Source organism: Pantoea sp. X-Soil-TKNS-1280, assembly GCF_059730475.1.
This window is the reverse complement of sequence record NZ_AP035967.1, coordinates 134,968-144,219: the sequence shown is the minus strand read 5'-3', so window position 1 is coordinate 144,219 and position 9,252 is coordinate 134,968. Positions and strand designations below refer to the sequence as shown.

Annotated in this window: 7 protein-coding genes; 2 read left to right on the top strand and 5 right to left on the bottom strand. The window is 50.1% G+C overall.

The annotated features are described in order from the left end of the window. Positions 1-428: 428 nt before the first annotated feature. Together AC6I8X_RS29095 and AC6I8X_RS29090 are read right to left on the bottom strand one after the other, a co-directional pair. Complete coding sequence (locus AC6I8X_RS29095) at positions 429-1,760, bottom strand: DUF1173 family protein (protein ID WP_497842085.1); 1,332 nt, start codon at positions 1,758-1,760, stop codon at positions 429-431. Positions 1,761-1,860: 100 nt separating this feature from the next. Continuing rightward, a complete protein-coding gene (locus AC6I8X_RS29090; protein WP_497842084.1) occupies positions 1,861-2,310 on the bottom strand; it encodes a phospholipase D-like domain-containing protein in 450 nt (149 codons plus the stop codon). Positions 2,311-2,523: 213 nt separating this feature from the next. Between AC6I8X_RS29090 and AC6I8X_RS29085 the strand changes: the two genes are divergently transcribed. Further along, entirely contained in the window at positions 2,524-3,336 is an 813-nt protein-coding gene (locus AC6I8X_RS29085; protein ID WP_497842083.1) for a hypothetical protein, read from the top strand. 13 nt (positions 3,337-3,349) lie between these two features. On the opposite strand, the gene AC6I8X_RS29080 is transcribed toward AC6I8X_RS29085, so the two are convergent. The 3 genes from AC6I8X_RS29080 to AC6I8X_RS29070 form a co-directional block, all read right to left on the bottom strand. Then, positions 3,350-3,847, bottom strand: coding sequence for a hypothetical protein (locus tag AC6I8X_RS29080; protein ID WP_497842082.1), 498 nt, complete (start codon positions 3,845-3,847; stop codon positions 3,350-3,352). 868 nt (positions 3,848-4,715) lie between these two features. Further along, complete coding sequence (gene repA / locus AC6I8X_RS29075; protein WP_299449683.1) at positions 4,716-5,657, bottom strand: plasmid replication initiator RepA; 942 nt, start codon at positions 5,655-5,657, stop codon at positions 4,716-4,718. 182 nt (positions 5,658-5,839) lie between these two features. After that, on the bottom strand, positions 5,840-6,007 hold the full coding sequence (locus AC6I8X_RS29070) for a hypothetical protein (RefSeq protein WP_299449684.1): 168 nt from the start codon (positions 6,005-6,007) through the stop codon (positions 5,840-5,842). Positions 6,008-7,433: 1,426 nt separating this feature from the next. Here AC6I8X_RS29070 and AC6I8X_RS29065 point away from each other — a divergent pair. Further along, a complete protein-coding gene (locus tag AC6I8X_RS29065; protein WP_497842151.1) occupies positions 7,434-9,221 on the top strand; it encodes a thiamine pyrophosphate-requiring protein in 1,788 nt (595 codons plus the stop codon). The last annotated feature ends 31 nt before the right edge of the window (positions 9,222-9,252 follow it).

Genomic DNA, 9,252 nt, shown 5'->3' with positions numbered 1-9,252 from the left:
AAGTGAATACCTTTATAACATGAAAGTAGAGACCTTTTCCATGAAAGTAAATACCCGACTCATGAAAGTAGATACCTTTTCCATGAAAGTGAATACTTTAATCATGAAAGTGAATACCAGGGATGCCTGTTTTTTATTGAATATCATAGGGATATAAGCTCAGTGATCTTTTAGGATCTTACATTGTCCTCTTATTGATCTCTTATGAACTTAAAAGAAATGATCTATCCAGTGGATATGTTGATAAAAACAGAGTAAGCCACACTCCTGTCTCACTGATAATATAATGGTTCAGCACATCACTGCCCCACTTGCAGAAATGAAAGTGTCCTCATCATTGTCCGGGACATACTGAACTGAAACATGACCTACCTGAAGCTCAAATAGGTTAATCATCCTCCTGCTTCTTAATGGTTATCTTTTAGCCTCTATGGCTTGCACCAGGAATTTGAATCAGGAAATGGAGGTACAGATTCACCATCCAGGTCAGCATATGCATCCCAGTACCACCAGTGGCCCGGGCCGTATTCTGCATCATAATACGTTACCTTTTCCTGCCTGCGCTGAAGGTACTCTGGTGTGCTCAGTCCGAAAACTTCCATTGGGAGAGCATCGTTTCCGCATACATCAGTCAGAATAAAGTCAGGAAAGACATCGGCTTCACCGTCATAACGCAGTGGCTTTATAAAAGCACGCTGATCCTGCCATAACCGTTCCTCGATCAACCCCTCATAACCTGAATCCAGTGGAATATAACGGTGACTTACCACCATCAGAGCTGCATCGATAACCCTGCAGCTGCTGTGCGGAACGTTACGTCCTTCAATACGTGTAAATGTAGTTTGCGGTGGCTCTGTTTCGCAGATAACGATAACCCGGGCCCCCCGACGCCAGCTTGCGAGCTCGCGCGCATAGCTGTATTTCAGACGCGATAGCACATCTTCCGGCAGTTCCAGTGCCGGGAACCCGGAAAAGAGTCCCAGAGGCAGAGTGTGCTCAATACGTTCATCTGCTGCGTCGCTCCAGGAGGCCAGCTGCGAGATAATTATCAAACGACGTAAGGATTTCTCTGCTGCCCGTACACGCTGACGGTTGTCATCAGCCTGCCGGGTGTTATTCATGGACATCAGCAGCAGCGAATCCTTCAGCGGTAGTCGCCCTATACGGATTCGGGTGGCCGTTTCATTCAGACGCCAGCTGACCCAGCCAGAATTACGCTTCCTCCTGTCAAAAGCCGGATGCCAGACATTAATGCCGGATTGTTCCCACAGCAGGTGCAGCAACCCGGTCAGCTGCATTGAGCTTTGCTTCCGTCGTTTACCGGGAATGGTTTTTAGCACTTCCTTTTCAGAACCACTCTCAGGAGCTACTTTTTTCTGAAGGCCGGTAGGTAAACGTATAACGAGTGTGCCGTCTGTCGAAGACTTCACCACGTCTGCGGTGTAAATGGCGGCCTGCTGATCATCTGGCCATACAGAGTAAAAACGACAATCCGGTGCGTGTTCGTGTCCGGTAAACGAGTATGATGAGAGCCAGCACTGGTCTGTGCTCTGCGAAAGGTGCACCTTCAGCCTCCGCCGAACCATATCCGTTTCTTCTGGCAGGCAGCAGCAGGTTACCATTGTGGTTGTCTTGTTATCACGCGCGTATTTCAGCCAGCGTTGCCATTGCTCGCTGTGTTCCGTTCTGAAGGACGCATCACAATACGTAGTGCCGCGTCGCCCGGTAAATCTCACCGGGTAAATCTGCTTTCCGGCCATTATGAATCTCCTGTGGCATCGTTATTAACACCAGTTTTGGATGAAGTAAAAAATAAATGAAAATGATTTATGTGGATGCTGATTTTTTTCTGTATCAAGGTCAGTAGTTATAATTTTTGCAGGTGACCGGTACCGATTCATTCCATAGACGTTTAAATTCCGTCTGATACTGTGAATATATTCCTGGCTCACCGGAGATCACAACAGCATTTTCCGTATTCCGTTTTTCTGCTGATGATGTGAAATTGAAAGAACCTGTTTCAATTCTGTTATCATCGGCAATAATGAACTTATTATGCATAATACTGAACATACTATTTATTCTTACCTTCACGCCTGACCAGAGGCCGCAACTTTTCTTTTCGTCAGCCACAAGCCGGACTGTCACACCATGCTCAGTCCTGTCTGACAGTGACTGCGCGACAGGGAGGCTGGTGAGATCATAGGCGGCAATATCGATTGTCGTGCCTGTACCTCTGATGAGAATCAGTACCAGATCAAGTGCGGTTCCTCCGGGGTGAATATCCTGCAGAAACAGTCGCAGATACATGGTATGAAAATGCGGAAATCATGATCGTAGCAGATATAATTAATCTTTTTATCATATTATTAAGGATATCAAAAAACAGGTGGTTATTATAAGTGTTAATTGATGTTAACAGGTTATTTAGCTACGTTGTTATTAATAAATAATAACATATTTGCACTAAAAGATTTATGAATACTGCCGATTTATCTCCAGTCAGATAAAGGAGCCTGTTGAATGAATAAGTTTCATGAAATAAATATCCTGACGTCCAGGGGAGATATTCACGGTGCATTTGCACTGATTCGGGGATGGCACGAAGGCGTCGCGCGGAAAATAATGAAAAAAGCAGGTTACAGCGTAACACCGCATACAGGTCGGGCTTTCTGGTTATGGGTGCAGCAGACGTTGTTACAGGCAGCACGGTCCCGCAATTGTGGTTATCAGGCACGGGCAGAAAGAAATATCCCTGTCCGCAGACATCCGCAGCAGATGCAGGAAGACTGGATAGTCTATGAGGAAATGATGGCGTCACCGGCGCAGTCAGGCCTTAGCCCGGAACGGAATGAGTTGCCTGTCAGTAGCAGTCCTGACGTAAGCGCCGGAACTGTCATGAACGCAGAACATCCGACTGCGGAGGATGGCCAGCCTGAGTCTGATGGAAGTGGTACATCCGGAAAACCCGCGCCCGGCGTTGTAAGAAATGCCGGCTGCATAACTGATGTGCTCCGGTTTTACATCATGTCTGTCCGCCAGTCAGTTCCGGGTCTGCGGGTTGAGAGAGAACAGGGCAGTCCGGGACGTTTTTTTTCAGGTGCCTGCCGCCATCAGCAGCACTGCATGAAGAAGATAACCGGTGATATTGCCTCCTTCCTCAAAAGAGAAACGCTCCGTAACACCGGTATTGTGGTGAGGTGTGCACTGTACTCAGCGTATGCAACGAAGAAGCTAAGATTGCTTAACGACCGAAATAAAGCGGTCATAAGAAGTTATAAAAAGGGCTGTGCCTGCGCAGCCGGATACCATCGCAGAAAAGACACTGAGCCGTAGCCCTGATTCAGAATCAGTAAGTGGTGCCGGAAAATGCATCACCGGAAAGCTGTGCACTAAATCGAATGCCGCGGGGCAACTCAAGGCTTACCGGTTTTCCGACCGATAAAGAAACCTTCCGCAACGGTACAGTGACTGATTTGACGACGTCACCCGTTAGTAAACCATTCACATAGTGCTGAGTGTCGTAATAATTAATCTCGCCGCTGATTTCAGCGTTATAACCAGTTTTGTCCTCAACCAGGTCGATATACATTGTGGCGGCAGTGAGTTTTCTCTCGAGGTTATCCTGGAAAGTTTTACCCGCCTGAGGTTTCAGTGTGTAAAGCCGTACATGGCGGATGTGGCTTTCCCTGAGCATGTCAGCTACCGGATCGCTGTACCCTGCCAGGCCGGATACAGAAGACTGCATTGCTGTTTTCAGGTAAAGCGTTTTGTGATTAGCGGACTGTGAAGAACAACCGGCAAGAACAAGACCCGCCACAAGAGTAAGACCAGTTAACGCTTTCAATCCTTTTTTCCTTATCAGGTTTCTTACATGTATCCCTGGGATCGTCCATATTGAGAATAAGTTGATGACATTAATGAACAGAGTTCCTGTCAGGCTGGCGAGCAGTGCGCAGCCTGTCCCTGAATGCCGTGTCAGCGGCATGGAGGTGCCAGAAACTGTTGAGGACAGCTCTGAAGTCAGCCGGCACCGGTGACCCGGCAAAGCCGGTTACAGACCCGATGGTTGCGAAATTCACCCCATTTCCTGCCTGACGCTGTTTAAGCAGCGGCCTTTAAGCGGTTAATTTGTCAGATGGTCGAAGACAAAAGAACTGTTCAGCGGTCCGGAATAACAGCGACTAAAAGTCATAGTTACAGCATCCGTTATGACAGCCACACCAGTTCCGGGCCAGAGGCCAGAGGCGTGGGCGGCTTTTCAATGGGAGAGAGGGGCAAAAGGTATCAGGCTTACTCGGGTAAGCTGTTTACAGTGAATTAATGTTTGTTGTAACTAAATATTCTGCCCGGGACCCGCCATCGGCGGGGGCTACTTCTGATTCTGAGCGGCACGGTCGTCTGCGACCGTTGCGAGCGAAGGCATTATTTATCAACGTGAGGAGCCTGAATGAAAACCTTATTTATCTTTTTGATAATTTCTTTCTGACGTTAGTCAGGAATATCTTGCGGGTAGTAAGGGTTCTGTCTGCAGGTAACATCAAGATATTGATTGCGGGTAACTGTGAATAAAAAAATTCAGCGACCTCCGGAGCAGTCACTTTAGTCGTTTCGGCAGGAAAAATACCGGGTTTCAGCGTTCAGACATTCGCATTCGGGACTCGGCACAAACACCTTTACCGCCAGTCAAGGCGGTCTATATTGAGATGGTGCTGTCAGTGAACTAAATCGGGTATGTCACGGGGTACAGGTTCATAGTCCAGACCCAGATCCAGCTGCCGCAGGCATTTCCATACCAGCCGGTCGAAATCTTCCGGGGGAAGATGCATCCACTCACGTGCCGGGCGGGCCCGCAGCAGCTTGGCCATCGCATTGCGCCTGTCGTCAATCGACAGTTTTCCCAGACGTTTACGGCGCTTCTCTTTAGACGCTTTTTCCCGGCGCTTCAGTAACGTGGCCATGCGCATATTTTCGTACCAGCGCCGGCGGGCAGCACGAACGGAATCATACGTACCAGGCTCAATGATACCATCAGCCTCAGCAGCAAGGCGGACGTTACGCTCTGCCAGGAATTTGTTCATGTCGATGCCGCACAGTTTCCAGAACTGGTCTGTCAGCACAATATGTCGCGGCATGCAGTAGCCCGTCACCGGATCCGTTTCCAGATCCGGTCTTTCAATCAGCCCGAAACGCTCCCATTCCTCAAACAGGCGGGAGAGCCGGCACGGCTCAACGCGCGTTTCAGGAACAACGTCACCGTTTTCATCTTTCGGACTGAGCTCATCAGCCAGCCTGCTGCCATTGAACGTTACGACTGACGTGGCCAGATCGGCACGCTGAACGAGCAGGGGGGTTATTGCGTCATAAAGCGCCTGTTTTTCCGGCCGGAAATCCCGTTTACGTCCGGCGATGTCACGCAGCTGAACAAAGTAAGGATGACGGGACATTCGCTGGCGCAGCGTCATTTTACCGGTGCGCTTGTCTCTGATAACGAGGCGGCTCATGGCATAGCCCATCTGCCCTGGCAGACGCTTGTAGTCATCAGGCGCAAACCATTCAGGATTTGTGCATTTACAGGCAACGGAATGATCGCCGCGATGGCGTCCGTCTTTTCCGGAGGTCGGGAGATATAACCCGATTAAAATCTGGTCATTCACTCTGTCCCGGACTTATGGCGGGCAGAGCTTGTCTTATGAATTGCATGCGTTATAATCCTTCACAGGCCAAAGCCTGCTTCGTAACCCCTCGATTCTGACTCTTCCGCCAAGTTGATGACAGAGTCGGGGGGTTCTTGCATTCAGGGTCCGGTAAAACCGGAAGACCCTGTACCCTGGACGTTTTACGGATACGTCCCATCCACGTAAATCTTCCCCGCGCCGCGCATGTCCGGCCACAGGTTTCGCACATCCCTATCGTCAACCACCACAGTATTCCGATAGGGATTAAATTGATCGCCGCCCGGCGAATGATGAAAATCATACCCACCTGATACGGTTAAATCCAGCACAGATTATCCCTGAATGAACTCAGGTGATTAAAAAAACACGCCATTTACAAAATTTGGTCCCGGTTTTACAAGACATATTCACCTTAACCCAAATTCTGACTCCCGGCCTGACTGAGACTGATCCCGTTCATAAGAGAAAATATGATTATTAAAACGGTCTGCCCTTATTTTAAAGCAACGGGCTGTGCGTTCAGGCTGAGGCGTACCGCAGTAAAGCGAGGAACGAACAGCCTGAACGCACAGTCCGCTAAAACAGATAAAAAGTGATCTGTTCAGGATCCGGTGTGTTTATGACGCAAAAGTCTTACCAAACGGACGACTTTATTATTGTCAGCGCGACTGCAATTCATCTGTCGCGCAGATTAGGAGGGATATACAGTCCCGCAGCATGAAGAATATACAAATTGGAGGGCATCATTGCCTGCTCAGCAGTTCAGATACGGAGTGCTTCTTCAACCATAGACTCGTCTGCGTTATTTATTAAGCATCGCAATTGCCTGTGTCGCGCCACGATTACCGTCCTGGTTTATGGAAGAAGCAGTCTGCCAGCTCACCCAGTGGCGTTATTACGTTGCCGATGTTTCCGGACGCCAGACCGTTTGCACCATCCGTCTGCAAATGGCTCCGTTCTGTCAAACCCGGAGCAAGCGGACAGCACACGCAAGGCCTGCGTGGCGAGACAGTCTTTGGCCACCCGCAGCTGCGCGGGTACCGGTTTCGTTTAGGCAGTGAGCAGATTTAGAGTTTTTAATTTACAATTTCCGCCATTTTTTGTGACACTCGGCCGGTGATCCTGTCGGACTTTGTACCGTCTATTTCGGAAAAATCGTGATTTCCGCTTCACTGAAAGTGCAAATGTTTCGGCTGATGAAAGACAGCGGCGGAATCACTCCAGGGCAGCCTTTTCATGCTCGCGGCCGGCCACCACATCGATACGGAAATAGCACATTTGTCAGCCAGCCGCTCCTGCATCCTGAGCTTCAGCGTCAGACCGGGACTGATTTACCCGTATGCTCCATGATGATGCCCCCCCCCATAGACTGTGCTGTCCTGCTCTTTGTTGACCAGGATTCCCCCCACATTTCTCACACGGTCGGCACGAGCATTTTTTCCTTGAGAGCATCCAGAAAATTCAACAAGAGAGACGTGTGGAGAATGCAGCGCCTCAGACAGGATTGCGACCTTCATTATATTTCGGATTCGGGTAATGCTATTTCATAAAAATACCCGACGAGAGGCTTTTGTGCGCATCAGCCGCAGTTTCACTGGCCATGCCCTGAAGGAATGGAATTCTGTTCCTGAATAGCACGGGGTTCGGGGCAGTGTCACAGGATAATTCATTCCCTGGACGTGCATCAGCGGGCAGTTCAGTCAGCCTCATCGTCTATGCTTTAGGTTCACATGACCTGAAGAAGGAAAAACCATGATGAGCATGAAAACCAGCGACTTCTTTGTTCAGCGCCTGAAAGAGTGGGGTGTTACTCGCATATATGGTTATCCTGGCGACGGTATAAATGGCGTGCTAGGGGCTATTCAGCGTGCTAATGAAAAAAGTGAGGGAATCGAGTTTATCCAGGTACGCCATGAAGAAATGGCGGCCTTTATGGCTGCCGGACACGCCAAATTTACCGGTGAACTGGGTGTTTGCCTCTCTACCGGAGGCCCGGGAGCAACGCATCTCCTGACGGGATTGTATGATGCAAAAATGGATCACGTTCCCGTGCTGGCCATTGCGGGTCAGGCAGAGGCTACAGCCAGAGGTGCCAGCTATCAGCAGGAAATGAATTTAGATCGTGTTTTCTCGGATGTGGCGAACTTCGTACAGGAGGCTGCCTCATCTGCCCAGGTACGTCACCTTATCGATCGGAGCGTGCGCATTGCCAAAGCGCAGAATGGCGTGGCGGTAGTGATTATTCCTAAAGATATTCAGGATGAAGAATGGCAGTCTCCCCCGCATCTTCATGGTTTCACCCATTCCGGGAGCGGATACCAGTCCCCAAAAGTCATCCCGTATGACGCAGACCTCAAACGTGCGGCAGATGTACTGAATGCAGGAAAAAAGATCGCCATTCTCATTGGCTCAGGTGCGCGTGGGGCCGCCGTTGAGATTGTACAGGCAGCGAATGCACTGGGCGCTGGCGTTGCCAAAGCTTTACTCGGCAAAGATGTCCTGCCGGATGATGCGCCTTTTGTCACAGGTTCAATTGGTCTGCTGGGTACGAAGCCTTCCTGGGAGATGATGCAGCACTGCGATACCCTGCTGATGGTTGGCAGCGGTTTCCCCTGGACAGAATTTCTGCCAAAAGAAGGACAGGCGCGTGCCGTGCAGATTGATATCGATCCAGCCATGCTTGGATTACGTTATCCCTGCGAGGTCAATCTCCACGGTGATGCAGCGGAAACCCTTCGCGCATTGTTACCTCTCCTCTCTCATAAAGAAGATCGCAAATGGCAGGAGAGCATTGCACTACAAGTCCAGGAATGGTGGAAACAAATCGAGGAGCGTGCGTTTGCCGCCGCTAACCCTGTTAATCCTCAGCGTGTCGTCTGGGAGATGTCTCCACAGCTGCCTGACAACGCCATTGTCACATCAGATTCCGGTTCCTGTGCCAACTGGTTTGCGCGCGACTATCGCGTCAAGCAGGGGCAACGAGCCACGTTGTCAGGCGGTCTTGCCTGCATGGGGGCTGCTGTTCCCTATGCCATAGCGGCAAAATTTGCCCATCCTGAACGTCCGGTCGTGGCACTGGTGGGGGACGGGGCGATGCAGATGAATAACATGTCGGAGCTGATCACCATCCAGAAATACTGGCAGCAGTGGGCGGATAAGCGCCTCATCATATGCGTGTTTAATAATCAGGATCTAAATCAGGTAACCTGGGAGCAGCGCGTAATGGAAGGTAATCCCCGTTTTGAAGCCACACAGCAGCTGCCAGACGTTAAATATGCCGAATTTGCCGAGTCGCTGGGACTGAGAGGCATCTACGTTGACGATCCAGAGCAACTGGCCAGCGCCTGGCAGCGTGCCCTCAGCGCTGACCGCCCTGTGCTGCTTGAGGTCAAAACGGATCCGGAAGTGGCTCCTCTGCCGCCGCATATTACTTTTAAGCAGGCTAAAGCATTTATGTCATCCATGGCTAAAGGCGACCGCGGTGCATCTCAGGTCATCCGGGACACGGCCAGCCAGTTGTTTTCAAAAAAACGGAATCAATAAGCGCATCGCCTCCGGGGCTGCAGGATAATGT